Raw genomic sequence first — 15,407 nt, 5'->3', positions numbered from 1 at the left:
TGTCCCTGGAGGAATGCGTCATGTCCTGGTCCCACCGTCTCCTGTTGCAGCCGGCAGAGCAGCGCCTGGCCAACCTGCCGCTGCCGTGCTCCGTGCAGCTTCCGGGGGGGCAGCGCATTGGTGCCGCGCAGCCCCGACTGCGCCTGGTGGTGCGCGATATGCGCGCCCTCATGCACCTGGCGCAAGGCGCCATCGGCCGTCTGGCCGAGGACTATGTCGAAGGCCGTCTCGAGATCGAAGGCCGGCTGCGCGACCTGATGGCCGTCGCCCCCGCGCTGCTCGGCACCGACCCCACCCGCGAGTCCGCCAGCTTCCTGCCCCGCCTGCTCGGCCGCGTGCAGCGCAGCCTGTGGGAGCGCAGCCACCACAGCCGGGCCAAGGACGCCGCCCAGATCCAGCGCCACTACGACGTCTGCGACGATTTCTACGCCCTGTGGCTCGACCCCCGGCGCGTCTACTCCTGCGCCTACTTCGCCCAGCCCGGCATGAGCCTGGCTGCAGCCCAGGAAGCCAAGCTCGACCACATCTGCAAGAAGCTCCTGCTCAAGCCCGGCGAGCGCTTCATCGACATCGGCGCCGGCTGGGGCGGCCTGCTGCTGTGGGCCGCCGAGCACTACGGCGTGCAGGCCACCGGCATCACCCTGTCGAAGAACCAGTACGCCTACGTCAACCGCCTGATCGAAGACAAGGGGCTGCAGGGGCGCGTCAAGATGCTGCTGCAGGACTACCGTGACGTCGATGAATCCCAGCCCTACGACAAAGTGGCCTCGGTGGGCATGTGCGAACACGTCGGCCGGCCCAGCCTGGCGCTGTACTTCGCCAAGATTCGCCGCCTGCTCAAGCCCGGCGGCCTGGTGATGAACCACGGCATCACCGCCGGCGGCACCGACAACCCCCAGCTTGCCGGCGGCATGGGCGACTTCATCGAGAAGTACATCTTCCCCGGCGGCCAGCTCGTGCATGTGAGCGTCATGCTCGACACCCTGGCCCGCGGTGGCCTGGAGCCGCTGGACGCCGAATGCCTGCGCCCCCACTACGCCCAGACCCTGTGGCACTGGCTCGACGCCCTGGAGGCCCACGAGGCCGAAGCCCGCCAGGCGCTGGGCACGCATGCCGAGAAGATTCTGCGTGCCTACCGGCTGTACCTCGCCGGCTCGGCCATGGGCTTCGAGCAGGGCTGGATCTCGCTGTTCCAGGTGCTGGGCTCGCATCCCGATGGCGTGGTGGAGACCCGCCAGGAGCCCGCCACCACGCTGCGCGCGGCGCAAAGTGAATATCCGTTCAATCGTGGGTACATTTACACGCAAGCTGCCAACCAGGCCAAGCCAAAGACACAGACACCCCTCGGTCCCCAGCGCCTGGAAAATCGCGAAACGGTTTGAGCGTTGGCGCCGGGGCGGTTTGCTGGCGCACCGCACCTCGCCCCGGCAACGGGTTTTCCGTCCACTTCCCATTCCAGCCATCATGCTCTACAAATTCAAGTCCCAAGCCGATTCCGATCTGTTCATGAACCAGGGGCCAGCCGAGCGCATCCTGGCCATCATCGGCAAACCAGCCGGGCCGCAGGGCATCATCGAGCCTGGCGATATGGCGCAGGCCATCGCCAAGCTGGAAGCCGCCGTGGCGGCGGAGGGTCAGGCCGACCCGAGCACGGCTACCGCGGCTGAGCCCGCAGCGACCGCTCCCGGCGGCGCCCAGCCCATTACGCTGCATCAGCGCGCCTGGCCCTTCATCCAACTGCTCAAGCGCAGCCTCGAGGCTGACAAGCCCATCGTCTGGGGCGTTTGACGCGGGTTCGATGCTGGCGAGCGGAGTCGAGCGTCGCCCCATGGCGCGGCTGTCCGCCGGCTCGGCGCAACATCCCGGCACTCCGGCGAGCAGGGCTTTGCGCCGTGTCGAACCCCGGGTTGACTCCGGGAATCCCCGGATGTTTTTGGCGCCTCGCTGTCAGCAAGCGGTCAGATGCCACCTCAACAATCCTCACACTTCGTAACATCAGCGCATGTCGTGTTACGAATGGAGGCCGGCTGCGAGCCGCCCCAAACCCATGCGATGCGTGCGTCTTGCACGAACGCCAACAGAACGAGGAGACAGTTCGATGGCTGCAATCACCCTGGACGCCGCACCGCGTCCGATGTCCGGCGAGGAGCGCAAGGTCATCTTCGCCTCGTCGCTCGGCACCGTGTTCGAGTGGTACGACTTTTATCTTTACGGTTCGCTGGCCGCCATCATCGCGACGAAGTTCTTCGCCGGCCTCGACCCCGGATCGGCCTTCATCTTCGCCCTGCTGGCGTTCGCCGCCGGCTTCATCGTGCGGCCCTTCGGCGCACTCCTGTTCGGGCGGCTCGGCGACATGATCGGGCGCAAGTACACCTTCCTGATCACCATCCTGATCATGGGCATGTCCACCTTCATCGTGGGTCTGTTGCCCAGCTACGCCGCCATCGGCGTGGCCGCTCCCGTCATCCTCATCGCCCTGCGCCTGCTGCAGGGCCTGGCGCTGGGCGGTGAGTACGGCGGTGCCGCCACCTATGTGGCCGAGCATGCACCGCGCGGCAAGCGCGGCGCCTACACCTCGTGGATCCAGACCACGGCGACGCTCGGGCTGTTCCTCTCGCTGCTGGTCATCCTCGGTGTGCGCACCACGCTGGGCGAGGACGCTTTCAACGACTGGGGCTGGCGCATTCCTTTCCTCGTGTCCATTTTCCTGCTGGTCATCTCGGTGTGGATTCGCCTCAAGCTCAATGAGTCGCCCGCCTTCGTGCGCATGAAGCAAGAGGGCAAGACCTCCAAGGCGCCGCTGACCGAATCGTTCGGCAAATGGGGCAACCTCAAGTACGTCATCCTCGCCTTGCTGGGCCTGGTGGCCGGGCAGGCGGTGGTGTGGTACGCGGGGCAGTTCTACGCGCTGTTTTTCCTGACGCAAACCCTCAAGGTGGATGGCATCACCGCCAATCTGCTCATCGGCCTGTCCTTGCTCATCGGCACGCCTTTCTTCCTGCTCTTTGGTTCGCTGTCGGACAAGATCGGCCGCAAGCCCATCATTCTTGCCGGTTGCCTGCTGGCTGCGCTGACCTATTTCCCGCTGTTCCACGCGCTGACCGACGCCGCCAACCCCGACCTGGCCAAGGCCCTCGCCAGGACTCCCGTGACCCTGGTGGCCGACCCGGCCGAGTGCTCGTTCCAGTTCAACCCCACAGGCACGGCCAAGTTCACCAGCTCGTGCGACATCGCCAAGCAGATGCTGGCAGCCTCTTCGGTGAACTACACCAACGTGGCCGGCACGGGCGTGGCGCAAATCCAGGTGGGCAGCCAGGTCATCCCGACCTTCAACGGCAAGGGCATGCCCGGGCCTGAGTTCAAGGAGAAAGAGACGGCGCTGAAGAAGGACATCGGCGCAGCCATCAAGGCAGCGGGCTACCCGGCCAAGGCCGACCCGGCGAAGATCAACAAGCCCATGGTCACCGCCATCCTGGTGCTGCTGGTGATCTACGTCACCATGGTCTACGGCCCCATCGCTGCGGCCCTGGTGGAGCTGTTCCCCACCCGCATCCGCTACACCTCGATGAGCTTGCCGTATCACATCGGCAACGGCTGGTTCGGCGGCCTGCTGCCCACCATCGCCTTCGCCCTGGTGGCGCAGAACGGCAATATCTACTACGGCCTGTGGTATCCCATCATCGTCGCCAGCGCAACCTTCGTCATCGGCCTGTTCTTCCTGCCGGAGACCAAGGACCGCGACATTTACGCGCACGACTGAAAGCACTGAAAAGAAGCCACAAGACTCGCATGAACCTCGCAGTACGGCCCGCTTCGCACGGGCCATTTTTGGCGCGCTCCCCTGCTTGGAATAGGGCTGTTCGCGACAAGTTTTTCTGTTTGGAAGGCCCTCATCGGGCGCGTACATTGAGCGCTTCATCCCGTTCGAGCGCTTCATGCATTGGGCGCTTGCCTACAGCTTCATCACCCTGGCGGTGTCGGGCATCGTCATGATGTTCGGCAAGTTCTTCCTGCTCCCCGTGCTCGGCCTCAGCCTGTTCGGTTGGCTCAGCTACGCGCTCAAGACCCTGCACAACTTTGTCGGTCCCCTGTTCGGGATCGCCCTGGTCATCGTGCTGCTCATGTTCATTCGCGACAACCTGCCAAACCGGCAGGACCTGCCTGGCTGGCCAAGGGCGGCGGCATGTTCGGCGGCGCCGAGGTGCCGGCGGCGCGCTTCAACGCTGGCGAAAAAATCTGGTTCTGGCTCGGTGTCCTGGCCCTCGGCTTGATCGCGGTCGGCTCGGGGCTGGTGCTGGACAGGCTCGTGCCCGACTTTCCTTACACCCGTGGCGCGATGCAGGTGGCTGAAATCATCCACGCCAGCGCCACCATTTTGCTGATAGCCATGGCCTTTGGCCACATCTACATCGGCACCATCGGCACCGAAGGCGCGATCGATGGCATGCGCACCGGCTATGTCGACGAAGCCTGGGCCAAGCAACACCATGCGCTGTGGCTGGACGACATCAAGGCCGGCAAGATTCCCGCCCAGCGCAGCGGTGTCAAGGCGCAGGCGCCGATCGCCGTGGCCAAGCCGAAAGTTTGAGGAGCCCACATGAAACCCGCACATCTCGTCCTCGTTTGTTGTGCCCTGAGCCTCGGAGCCGCTGCCTGGGCCAAGCTGCCCCCACCCAGCCCCGAAGCCAAGGCCAAGGCGGAAGAGGCCGCGGCGAAGGGAAAATGGGGCGACAAGGTCGCCGCCTACCAGCTTTGCCAGGCTCAGAACAAGGTCGCTGCCGACTATTACGCGCATGCCAAGCAGCAGGGCGAGCCGACCCAACCGCCGGTGGCGACGCCAGCCTGCGTCGACCCCGGCCCTTTCGCCTATGCCCCTCCTGAAGCGGCGCCGGCGCCATCTGCCGACAAGAAGTAGCCGGCGCGCAGTCGCCAGCGGCGCTTGCCCGCGTCAACATTGGTCCGGCCCCGTGCGACCATGCTCGCACGGGGGTAGGCTGAGGGCTGATGCAAACGCGGCCAGTCCTGTATGCAGAAGCCCTTCCTGGCCCGATCCCTGTCCGGCCCATCCGCAACACCCATGCACACACACTCCGCCCAACCTACTTCCGCCCCGGCTTTGCCGGCGCGGGCTCGGGTGCCGCGCGCGCCCCTGCTCAGCGATGCCCGCGTCGATTTGACGCGCGCGGTCGACGTGCGCAACGAATATGGCGAGCCGCAGCAGGTGCATATTCCTGCCGAGCGCCCGCTCACGCTCTACCTCGACAAGCACGAACTGGTCACCCTCATGACCGTGGGCGCGGCGCCGGAGCTGCTGGCGCTGGGCTATTTGCGCAACCAGCGCCTGGTGCGCGCGATCGACGACATCGCCGCGGTGCAGGTGGACTGGGAGGTCGAAGCCTGTTCCATCACCAGCCGCGGCGGCATTGCCGACCTGGCACTGCGCAGTTCGGCCAAACGCGTCGTCACCACCGGCTGCGGCCAGGGCACGGTGTACGCCGATCTGATGCACGAGGTCGGCACCACCGAGATCGACACGCGCACCCGCATCCGCCAGAGCGAACTCTACGCCCTGCTCGACGCCATGCGCCGGCACGACAGCATCTACAAGACCGCCGGTTCGGTGCATGGCTGCGCCTTGTTCGCCGGCGACGAGCTGCTGATGTTCACCGAGGACGTGGGCCGCCACAACGCGGTGGACGCCATCTCCGGCTGGATGTGGCTGCACGGCGTGGAAGGCACCGGCAAGGTGTTCTACACCACCGGACGGCTCACGTCGGAGATGGTCATCAAATGCGCGCTGATGGGCGTGGCCATCCTGGTGTCGCGCTCGGGCGTGACGCAGATGGGCTACGACATTGCGCAGCAACGCGGCATCGCCCTGTTCGCGCGCTGCACCAATCGCCATTTCCTGCAATACACCGGGTTCGAGCGCTTCATCGCCGAGCCACTCTTGCGACCCGTCGTCAGCACGGCGGTGGGAGCATGAGCGCGCGTCCCATGGCCCCGCCCGCCGCCAAGCCCGTCGCTGATGCAGGCGCCATTCCGAGCGCCACGGCGATGCCAGCGGCCGCGCCCAAGGTGCCGCAGTTGCAGCTAGGCGTGTTGCTCCAGCGCCAGCGCCAGCACAACCGCTGGCAGCGCTGGCGCTGGAGCCTGCTGGATGTGCTGCCGGCTGAGGCAAGTCACAGCCCGGGTGATGCGCTTGGGGCCCAGGCGCCATCGCCCAGCCCACTCTGCCGGGCGTGGAGTGAGGCCGCATCGCAATGGCTCTACCCCGGCCACAGCGTGCAACTGCACCGCGACGAGGCCGAGGGTTACCACCTCAACCTCACCTCGCCCAGCCCATCGTGGTTCGTCTGGTGGAGCGCCCCGGCCGAGCCTGATTGCGACGATCCACGCCAGTTGTCCGCCGGCCTGCCGGTGGTGCAGGCGGTCACGCTCTCCTACAACGAGGCCGCACGCTGGATGGACGCTGGCGAGACGGTTGAAATCGCAGCGTTGCCGGGCGAAGTGGCCAACTGGCTGGCCGACTTCAATACCGTGCACTACAAGCCCGAGCCGCGCAAGCGCCGCCGCCCGCAAAGTTTCCTCACCCCGCAGGAGCGCGACGCCACGCGCGTCCATGCCGCATCCGCGACCGACCCTGGCGCGGCGCCGGCCCAATCCGCGCAGGACGAGCCCCCGGCGTCTTGTCCGTGAGCGCAGGGCCATGACCACGCCTGCCCCGAAAGACGACGCGCCGGCCAGCGGCTTTCTCGCGCGCTGGTCGCGTCGCAAGCTGCAATCGAAGGACGCCGTGCCGCAGCAAGGCGGGCAAGCCGCCGCCGCTTCGGCTTCGGCATCCGCTGCCACTGCGGCGCCCGGCGCGCTCGACCCTGCTGCAGCAAGGGCAGCGGAGCCGGTACCGCCGCCCCAACCCCAGCCTGGCGAACCCGCACCAATCCAACCCGCCGCGCCCGCGCCCACGCTGGACGAGTTGCGGGCGCTCGATCACAGCGCCGACCTGCGGCGCTTCGTCGCCGCCGGGGTGGACGAAGGCGTGCGCCGCGCGGCCTTGCGCAAAATGTTCCAAGCCCCCCAGTTCAATGTGATGGATGGGCTCAACACCTATACCGACGACTACAACGTCGCCAGCCCGATCCCGGCGGCCATGCTCGAGCGCCTGCGCCAGCGTGCCGCCGCCGGCCTGTTCGCCCAGCCTGATGCGCCGATGGCCGACGCCGTGGAGGCCGGCGGGCCGACGCAACCCACCGCGTCGGCGGCCGGCGATGCGGCCGAGCCTGCCGCATCCCAACCTGGCACCGTTGCCCTGGCCTCCCAAGCTCCGCAGCACAGCCCTCCGGCAGCTGCGATGACGCCGGCTGATCCGACGCCCATCCATCCGGCGCAACCCGATGCGCCCCCCGAGACATGAAAACCCTGGTCTGCGATTGCAACCACAGCATGCCGCTGGACTTTGCCGAGCTGTCCGCCGCGCTTGGCGAGAAGCTGACGCCGCACAGCCAGCTCTGCCGACGCGAGATGGCCCAGTTCCAGCGTGCCGCGCAGGACGATGCGCCGCTGCTGGTGGCCTGCACCCAGGAGTCGCGCCTGTTCGCCGAAGTCGCCGGCCAGACCGAAGGCGTGCCGCCGTCCGATGTGCGTCCGATCCGCTTCGTCAACATTCGCGAGACCGCCGGCTGGAGCCGGCAAGCCGCCGCTGCCGGTCCCAAAATGGCCGCGCTGCTGGCTGCCGCCGCATTGCCCGAGCCCGAGCCGGTGCCCACCGCCACGTACACCAGCCAGGGCCGCTGCCTGGTGCTGGGCGATGCCGCCTCGCTGCAGCTCGCCCGCGGCCTGCTGGCCGACAGCCTCACCCTCACCCTCACCCTCACCCTGCTCGACACCGGTGCCGCTGCGGGCAAGACTGCAGCGGCAGCCTTGCCCTTGCAGCGCGACCAGCTGGCGCATGCCGGCCGCGTCATCGCCGTGCGCGGCTGGCTCGGGGCTTTCGAGGTGGGCTGGGAGAGCGCCAACCCCATCGACCTCGACCTCTGCACCCGCTGCAATGCCTGCCTGCGGGCCTGCCCGGAAGACGCCATCGGGCTGGACTACCAGATCGACCTGTCGCGCTGCACCTCGCACCGCGACTGCGTGCGCGCCTGCGGCGGCATCGGCGCGATCGACTTCGACCGCGCGCCGCAGCGCCATGTCGAAACCTTCGACCTCGTCCTCGACCTGCAACCCGTCCCCGCCGTTCGCCTGCACCAGCCGCCGCAGGGCTACTACGCTCCGGGCGCCGACCCGCTGGCGCTGGTGCGCGCCGTGGCCGAACTGCGCGAGCGCCAGGGCAAGTTCGAAAAGCCGCGCTTCTTCCAGTACGACGCCAAGCTCTGCGCCCACAGCCGCAACAGCCTGCTCGGCTGCAACGCCTGTGTCGAGGTGTGCTCGGCCCAGGCCATCAGCAGCCGCGCGCGCCTGCGTGCCGAGCAGCCACAACCGCCGGCCCAATCCGTTCAGCCGGCGCAAGGCCTGGAGCCACCCCGCGCCCACGGCCAGCGCAGCCCTGGCGCCAAACCCTTCCTGAACCAGATCGAGGTCGAGCCGCATCTGTGCGTCGGCTGCGGCGCCTGCACCACGGTTTGCCCATCCGGCGCGCTCACCTATGCCTGGCCGCGCGCCACCGATCTGGGCGCCCGCCTGCGCGCCCTGCTGGGCACGGCGCAGCGCGCCGGGCTGAAGCGCCCGGCGCGCTGCTGCACAGCCAGGAGCAGGACGCGCAGCTGCTGGGCGAACTCGGCCGCCTGGCGGCAAGCCGGTGCGAGCTGCAAGGCTTGCCCGCACATGTCATGCCGGTGGCGTTGTGGCATATCGCCTCGGTCGGGCTTGAACTGTGGCTGGCGGCGGCAGCCTGGGGCGCGGCTGAAATCCTGGTGCTGTCCACCGGCGGCGAGGCGCCGGCCTACCTCGATGCCCTGCGCGCCCAACTCGCCCTGGGCCAAACCCTGCTGCATGGCATGGGCTACACCGGCACCCGGCTGGCGCTGGTGCAAACGGCCGATGCGACCGAACTCGACGCCCTGCTGGCCACACCGCGCCCGGCCGGCGCCGCGCCCACGGCTGCGGCCGGCTTTGCCGCGCTGGCGCAAAAGCGCGCCACGCTCGACCTCGCGCTCGACCACCTGCTGCGCCATGCGCCGCTGCAAACCGTGGCGCGGGGCGAGGCGGCCATCGCCCTGCCGCATGGCGCGGGCGCTGCGCTCGGCGCCATTCACGTCGACCCCGCGCGCTGCACCCTGTGTCTGAGCTGCGTTGGCGCCTGCCCCGCCGGCGCGCTGCTCGACAACCCGCAAACTCCGCAACTGCGCTTCGTCGAGAAAAACTGCGTGCAGTGCGGCCTGTGCGTCAAGACCTGCCCGGAGGACGCCATCCGCCTCGAACCGCGGCTGCAATGGGGGCCGCAGCGCAGCGAGCCGCGCACCCTGCGCCAGGCCCAGCCCTGGCGCTGCGTGCGCTGCGGCAAACCATTCGGCACGGTGCAGGCCATCGAGCAGATGCTGGTCAAGCTCGCCGGTCATCCGGCCTTTGCCGGCGCTGCCGCCGAGCGCTTGAAAATGTGTGGCGATTGCCGCGTCATCGACATGCACGGCGGCGCCGGCACCGCGCCGTCCTCGGTCCCCACATCCCACAACCCGCGCTGAATGGCGCAGGCCTCCCTGCTCACCGCACTGCCAACCTTTCCGCTGATTGCTTCGCTGCCCGCCGCCATGTCATCCCCTTCCACCGCCAGCCCGCAACCCCTGGCCGCCGCCCCGAGCGCCGAGGATGCCGACCGTGCCGATGTCTGGGGCTTGCTCGCGCTGCTCTACATCGCCCCGGCCGATGCCGAGCTGCTGCGGCATCTGGCCGAACAGCCCGCCGCTGCGGCTGCAGCGGCCGACGCGCGGCCCAGCCCGCTGCAGGCCGCCCGGGTGAGGCTGGCCGAGGCGGCGCGCCACACCAGCGCCGGCGCCGCGCGCGCGGCCTTCGAAACCCTGTTCGGCGGCATCGGCCAGCCGGCGGTGTATGTCTACGGTTCTTTCTTACTACCTGGCCGGCGCGTTGCACGAAAAGCCGCTCGCGCGCCTGCGCGGCGACTTGCAGGAACTCGGCCTGGCACGGCGCCAGGAGGTGGGCGAGAGCGAGGACCACTTCGCCATCCTGGCTGAAATCATGCGTTTTCTCATCGCCGGCGACGACCCCGAGCGGTGCCTGCTGACGTGCCAGCGCGCGCTGTTCCAGGCGCATGTCCAACCCTGGGGCACCCGCATGTGCGAGGCTATCGCCGCGCATCCGGCGGCTGGTTTCTACGGCGCCGTGGCTGATTTCACCCGCGAATTTCTTGCCGTCGAACAACTCGGTTTCGACTGGCTGGACTGAGGTTTCGCCGCGTTGCTGCCGTCGCGCTGCGCACGCCGGGAGCGTCAAGCGCGCAATCCACGGTGAGGGATGCCCGATGACCGTGAGGGCAGGGCGTCGTCAACCTGCGGCGTCGGCTGATCCTCAGGACTGCTGAACGCGGCCGTGCCCGCTGCGCTAGCCTTGCCCTGCATGTCGATTTCCGAGCCAGCCCCAGATCACCTCAGACCGCCGCAGATGCTTTCACGCAAATACCGCTACCTCATCGCCCTGGCGCAGGAGCGCCACTTCGGCCGGGCCGCCGCCAGCTGCCATGTTTCGCCATCCACCTTGTCGGCCGCCATTCGCGACCTCGAAGCCGAACTGGGCGTGGCCGTGGTCGAGCGCGGCCAGGCCTTTTCGGGCTTCACCAGCGAAGGCCTGGCGGTGCTCGACTATGCCCGACGCATGGCGGCCGTGGAGGCGGATTTCCGCTTGCACCTGACCCAGTTGGGCGCGGGCTTGAGCGGCCGGCTGCGGCTCGGGGTGATTCCCACCGCGCTCACCGTGGTGGCGGCGCTGTCGGCCGAGCTGGCGCGGCAGCATCCGCAACTCACCCTCGAAATTCTCTCGCTCAACACCGACGCCATCCTGCGCCGGGTGCAATCGTTCGAAGTCGACGGCGGCATCGTCTACACCGAGTCCAGCCACGCGGCGGAGCTGGAATTCGTGCCCATCTGGCATGAGCAGCATGTGCTCATCGCCGGCGCCCGCACCCCCGCATGGGGTCTCAAGACCATCACCTGGGCCGAGGCGGGGCAACTGCCGCTATGCCTGCTGACGCCGGACATGCAGAACCGCAAGACCATCAACCGCGTGTTCGATGGCCTGGGCCTGTGCCCGCAGCCGGGGGTGGAAACCAACTCCATCGTCAGCATGCTGGCGCATGTGGCCAGCGGCAGCTGGTGCAGCATCCTGCCGCGCAGCGTGCTCGACAACATCGGCACACCGCAGGGGGTGGATGTGGTGCTTCTGGAACAACCCCTGGTGTCGTGGCAGACCGGACTGGTGACGCTGGCGCGCAAGCCCAGGCCGGTGGCGGTGGAGGCGCTGATCGCCGCAGCGCTGCAGTTGGGCGCGGACTGAGGCCTTGGCAAGGCGCCGCCGCAGAACCGGACTTGGATCTCCACCGGGTATTCATGCCGATTGAGGCCATGGGCGCATGCTGGAAAACCGAACGCCTCTTCAGGAAATATCGATGGGCAAATTCCGCCTCGGCAAGTAACTTGCGGTCACAGGCTTGCGCTATAAACCTATTCCGCTACCCAAGTCGTAGCGGTAACGTTGTTCATGCCAACAACCCACAAGAGGAGACACCATGTCTGAATCGATGACGACAACCCTGCCGGCAGCAGGTCTGCTTGACCGCGAGCGTACCGTTGCGGGCACGCAGTTCAACCGCTGGCTGGTGCCGCCAGCAGCACTCGCCATCCACCTTTGCATCGGTATGGCCTACGGCTTTTCGGTGTTCTGGCTGCCCATGAGCAAGCTGCTCACCGGCACCGACGCCGCCCTGTGCAGCAGCATGGGTTTCTGGGGCCAGCTCACCACCACCAGTTGCAACTGGACCGTGCCATCGGTCACGCACATCTTCGAAGTCTTCATCGCCTTTCTCGGCATTTCAGCGGCCGTCTGGGGCGCGTGGCTGGAACACGCCGGCCCGCGCAAGGCCGGATTCATCGCCGCACTGTGCTGGGGCGGCGGCCTCGTGTTGGGCGGCATTGGCGTCTCCACCCACCAACTCTGGCTGGTGATCCTGGGCAGCGGGGTGCTGGGCGGCATCGGCCTGGGCCTGGGCTACATCACGCCTGTCTCGACACTCATCAAGTGGTTCCCCGACCGTCGCGGCCTGGCCACCGGTTTCGCCATCATGGGCTTTGGTGGGGGCGCCATGATCGGCGCGCCGCTGGCGGTGGCGCTGATGAAACATTTCAGTGCCACCAGTCCGCAAGGCGTGGCCCCCACGCTCATCCTCATGGGCATTCTCTATTTCGTGGTGATGTCGGCCGGGGCCTTCGGCTTTCGCGTGCCGCCCACGGGCTGGAAGCCGCTGGGCTGGACGCCCAAGGCGCAAGGCGGCAACGCCATGATCACCGACCATGAGGTGCATCTCAACAAGGCCTGGAAGACGCCGCAGTTCTGGCTGGTGTGGGGTGTGCTGTGCCTGAACGTCACGGCCGGTATCGGCGTGCTGTCCATGGCCAGCCCCATGCTGCAAGACGTGTTCGGTGGCCGCCTCATCGGGCTCGGCAGCGCCGCGGCGCTCGACGCCGCGCAGAAAGCCAGTGTGGTGGCGGCCGCTGCCGGCCTGCTCGGGCTCATCAGCCTGTTCAACAGTGGCGGGCGCCTGTTCTGGGCCGCGCTGTCGGACTACATCGGCCGCAAGACCACCTACGCCGTCTTTTTCGCCCTCGGCATCGTGCTGTACGCCAGCCTGCCCAGCCTGGGCCACAGCGGCGCGGCCGGCCTGTTCATCCTCGTGGTCTGCATCATCATGACCATGTACGGCGGCGGCTTCGCCACCGTGCCGGCGTATCTGGCCGACCTGTTCGGCACGCAGATGGTGGGCGCCATCCACGGCCGCCTGCTCACCGCCTGGTCGGTGGCCGGCGTGGCGGGCCCCTTCCTCATCGCCGCCATTCGCCAGACCCAGATCAACGCCGGCGTGGCGCACAACCTGGTCTACGACCGCACCCTGTACATCCTCACTGGCCTGCTGCTGCTGGGCTTCATCCTCAACATGCTGGTGCGCCCGGTCAACCCCAAGTACTACATGACCCCCGACGAGCTGGCTCGCGAGCGTGCCCTCAAGCATGAAGACCGCATCGGCGGCGACGCGGAACACGCCGCGCGCGGCAGCTTGGGGCTGGTCGGCGTGCTGGCCTGGGCCGCCGTGGGCATTCCCTTCCTCATCGGCGTGACCATCGCCCTGCAAAAAGCAGCAGTTCTGTTCTGAGCTAAGGTTTGCGGACAGCGGCTGGATTCAGTCGCTGTCCAGTCGGTAGAACATCCGAGGCCGGCTGCATGCCGGCCTCGTCGCTTCACGAGCACCCCATACACGTCACAACAATCGAGTCCCGCCGTCATGTCCACCACCGCGCCTACAAGGGTTCCCACCGCCGTCGAGCCGCAGCAAAGCGCCGCTCGCCCCCAGCCGCTGCGCTTCATGCGCAACACTCCGCGCGGCGGCCTGGTCAGTCCGCAGGCGCGGCAAGCCGTGCAAGCCGCTTGCGCCGATCTGGCCGCCCGGCCCGACCTGCTGATGGAGCACCTGCACCGCATCAACGACGCCGAAGGCGGCCTGCGCCCCTCGCGCCTCGCCGCGCTGGCCGAATGGCTGCGCCTGAGCACCAGCGAGGTGTTTGAAGTCGCCAGCTTCTACCACCACTTCCGCCTGCTGCGCGAAGACGAACCCGCGCCCACGGCCACCGTGCGCGTGTGCACCAATCTGAGCTGTGCCCTGGCCGGGGCCGATGCGCTGCTCACCGACCTGCAGCAACGCTGCGGCGATGGCGTCGCGGTGGAGGGCGCGTCCTGCATGGGCTTGTGCACCCGGGCCCCCGGCGTGCTGGTCGGGCGCCAGGCACTGGGCCATGCCACGGCTGAAGCGGTGCTCGCAGCCCTGCCGCAAGCCATTCCCCTCCCGGCCTTCCCCGCCGGCGGGGAAGGTGAGATCACTCCCTCCCAACCTGTGGGGAGGATTGGGGTGGGGAACGTAGCGCCGCCAGCGCCGAAGGATGCCGAAGACCTCGCCGCCTATCGCGCAGGTGGCGGCTACGCCCTGCTGGCCGATTGCCGTGCCGGGCGTATCACCCCTGAAGTGGCGATGCAGCGCATCGAGGACGCCGAGTTGCGCGGCCTGGGCGGTGCCGGGTTTCCCAGCGTGCGCAAATGGCGCACCGTGGCGCAGCAGCCGGGCCCGCGCCTGGTGGTGATCAACGCCGACGAAGGCGAGGTGGGCACCTGCAAGGACGGCCACCTGCTGCGCACCACGCCGCACCGCATGTTGGAGGGCATTCTGATCGCCGCCTGGGCCGTGGCCGCAGGCCGGGTGTGGATTTACCTGCGCGACGAATACGCCGCCGAGGGCGCGCTGTTGCATCGCGAACTGCAAGCCCTGCACGCCGCCGGGCTGCTGCGCTATGGCGGGGTGGATATTGGTGGCGCGGCGGATGATGAACCGGGCAGCGACGCCGAGGTGCGCAAGCGCCTGCCCCAAGTGGCGCTGCGCCGTGGTGCCGGGGCCTATATCTGCGGCGAGGAATCGGCGCTGATCGAATCGCTCGAAGGCAAACGCGGCATGCCCCGGCTCAAGCCGCCGATCGTCGCCATCAGCGGCCTGTTCGGCAGGCCCACGCTGGAGCACAACGTCGAAACCCTCTGGTGGGTGCGCGATATTCTGAATGACCCGCTCGCCTGGGCGAACCAAGGCCGGCGTGGCCGCAAGGGCCTGCGCCGCTTCACCGTCTCGGGCCGCGTCGCCAAGCCCGGCGTGGTTCTGGCACCGGCGGGCATCACCTCGCGCGAACTCATCGACGAATACTGCGGCGGCATGGCCACCGGCTGGACCCTGTACGGCGTGCTGCCCGGCGGCGCGTCGGGCGGCATACTCAACGAGAGCCAAGCCGACCTGCCGCTGGACTTCGGCACCCTGGACGCGCAAGGCTGCTTCATCGGCTCGATGGCCGTCATCGTCCTCGGCAGGAATCCGCATCACACCGACACCGCCACACACGCCGCGCGCAACCTCATGCAGTTCTTCGCCCACGAGAGCTGTGGCCAATGCACTCCTTGCCGCGAAGGCACGCACCAGATGCTCGCGGCGATGGCTCCCTCGCAATGGGACGGCGCGCACATCGGCGCTTTAAGCCAGCTCATGCGCGACGCGTCCATCTGCGGCCTCGGCCAGGCCGCCCCCAACCCCACCGACAGCGTGCTGCGCCACTTCCCTCAGGAAGTCGGAAGCGGCCGTGCGACAGCGGAGATCTGAA

10 protein-coding genes and 3 pseudogenes are annotated in these 15,407 nt (G+C 68.1%); all 13 read left to right on the top strand.

Annotated features, from left to right (window positions below; genetic code table 11):
- The first annotated feature begins 20 nt into the window (after window positions 1–20).
- The 13 genes and pseudogenes from THIX_RS00500 (at window position 21) to THIX_RS00440 (ending at window position 15,406) form a co-directional block, all read left to right on the top strand.
- Window positions 21–1,382 carry a class I SAM-dependent methyltransferase gene (locus tag THIX_RS00500; protein ID WP_112484391.1) on the top strand — a complete coding sequence of 454 codons (1,362 nt, stop codon included), beginning with the start codon at window positions 21–23 and terminating at the stop codon, window positions 1,380–1,382.
- 82 nt (window positions 1,383–1,464) lie between these two features.
- The gene (locus THIX_RS00495; RefSeq protein ID WP_112484390.1) at window positions 1,465–1,788 is read left to right on the top strand and encodes a DUF1840 domain-containing protein; all 324 of its coding nucleotides are present in this window, start codon (window positions 1,465–1,467) and stop codon (window positions 1,786–1,788) included.
- A 310-nt stretch (window positions 1,789–2,098) separates the two neighbouring features.
- Entirely contained in the window at window positions 2,099–3,760 is a 1,662-nt protein-coding gene (locus tag THIX_RS00490; protein WP_112484389.1) for an MFS transporter, read from the top strand.
- Window positions 3,761–3,893: 133 nt separating this feature from the next.
- Window positions 3,894–4,588 (top strand): annotated as a pseudogene (locus tag THIX_RS00485) (formate dehydrogenase subunit gamma); the annotation flags it as partial.
- A gap of 9 nt (window positions 4,589–4,597) precedes the next feature.
- Window positions 4,598–4,915 carry a hypothetical protein gene (locus tag THIX_RS00480; RefSeq protein WP_112484388.1) on the top strand — a complete coding sequence of 106 codons (318 nt, stop codon included), beginning with the start codon at window positions 4,598–4,600 and terminating at the stop codon, window positions 4,913–4,915.
- Between the two features lie 219 nt (window positions 4,916–5,134).
- Window positions 5,135–5,986 carry a formate dehydrogenase accessory sulfurtransferase FdhD gene (locus THIX_RS00475; protein ID WP_112484387.1) on the top strand — a complete coding sequence of 284 codons (852 nt, stop codon included), beginning with the start codon at window positions 5,135–5,137 and terminating at the stop codon, window positions 5,984–5,986.
- Entirely contained in the window at window positions 5,983–6,699 is a 717-nt protein-coding gene (locus THIX_RS00470) for a DUF3305 domain-containing protein (RefSeq protein ID WP_233224322.1), read from the top strand. Before THIX_RS00475 ends, THIX_RS00470 begins: the two co-directional genes overlap by 4 nt.
- A 10-nt stretch (window positions 6,700–6,709) precedes the next feature.
- Window positions 6,710–7,414 carry a DUF3306 domain-containing protein gene (locus THIX_RS00465; RefSeq protein WP_112484386.1) on the top strand — a complete coding sequence of 235 codons (705 nt, stop codon included), beginning with the start codon at window positions 6,710–6,712 and terminating at the stop codon, window positions 7,412–7,414.
- Window positions 7,411–9,680: pseudogene (locus THIX_RS00460) on the top strand (4Fe-4S dicluster domain-containing protein). Before THIX_RS00465 ends, THIX_RS00460 begins: the two are co-directional and overlap by 4 nt.
- 66 nt (window positions 9,681–9,746) lie before the next feature.
- Window positions 9,747–10,398: pseudogene (locus THIX_RS00455) on the top strand (molecular chaperone).
- A 216-nt stretch (window positions 10,399–10,614) separates the two neighbouring features.
- Window positions 10,615–11,502, top strand: a complete 888-nt coding sequence (locus tag THIX_RS00450) for a LysR family transcriptional regulator (RefSeq protein WP_112484385.1) — start codon at window positions 10,615–10,617, stop codon at window positions 11,500–11,502.
- Window positions 11,503–11,734: 232 nt separating this feature from the next.
- Window positions 11,735–13,372, top strand: a complete 1,638-nt coding sequence (locus THIX_RS00445) for an OFA family MFS transporter (protein ID WP_112484384.1) — start codon at window positions 11,735–11,737, stop codon at window positions 13,370–13,372.
- A 129-nt stretch (window positions 13,373–13,501) separates the two neighbouring features.
- On the top strand, window positions 13,502–15,406 hold the full coding sequence (locus tag THIX_RS00440) for an NADH-ubiquinone oxidoreductase-F iron-sulfur binding region domain-containing protein (RefSeq protein ID WP_112484383.1): 1,905 nt from the start codon (window positions 13,502–13,504) through the stop codon (window positions 15,404–15,406).
- Window position 15,407: the final 1 nt, after the last annotated feature.

The sequence above is a fragment of the Thiomonas sp. X19 genome, from assembly GCF_900089495.1.
Lineage (GTDB): Bacteria > Pseudomonadota > Gammaproteobacteria > Burkholderiales > Burkholderiaceae_C > Thiomonas_A.
This window is presented reverse-complemented; position numbering and strand designations above follow the sequence as displayed.

Coding starts and splice junctions, on each gene's coding strand:
- THIX_RS00500 (WP_112484391.1), top strand. CDS start 21: ATGTCCTGGTCCCACCGTCTCCTGTTGCAGCCGGCAGAGCAGCGCCTG.
- THIX_RS00495 (WP_112484390.1), top strand. CDS start 1,465: ATGCTCTACAAATTCAAGTCCCAAGCCGATTCCGATCTGTTCATGAAC.
- THIX_RS00490 (WP_112484389.1), top strand. CDS start 2,099: ATGGCTGCAATCACCCTGGACGCCGCACCGCGTCCGATGTCCGGCGAG.
- THIX_RS00480 (WP_112484388.1), top strand. CDS start 4,598: ATGAAACCCGCACATCTCGTCCTCGTTTGTTGTGCCCTGAGCCTCGGA.
- THIX_RS00470 (WP_233224322.1), top strand. CDS start 5,983: ATGAGCGCGCGTCCCATGGCCCCGCCCGCCGCCAAGCCCGTCGCTGAT.
- THIX_RS00465 (WP_112484386.1), top strand. CDS start 6,710: ATGACCACGCCTGCCCCGAAAGACGACGCGCCGGCCAGCGGCTTTCTC.
- THIX_RS00450 (WP_112484385.1), top strand. CDS start 10,615: ATGCTTTCACGCAAATACCGCTACCTCATCGCCCTGGCGCAGGAGCGC.
- THIX_RS00445 (WP_112484384.1), top strand. CDS start 11,735: ATGTCTGAATCGATGACGACAACCCTGCCGGCAGCAGGTCTGCTTGAC.
- THIX_RS00440 (WP_112484383.1), top strand. CDS start 13,502: ATGTCCACCACCGCGCCTACAAGGGTTCCCACCGCCGTCGAGCCGCAG.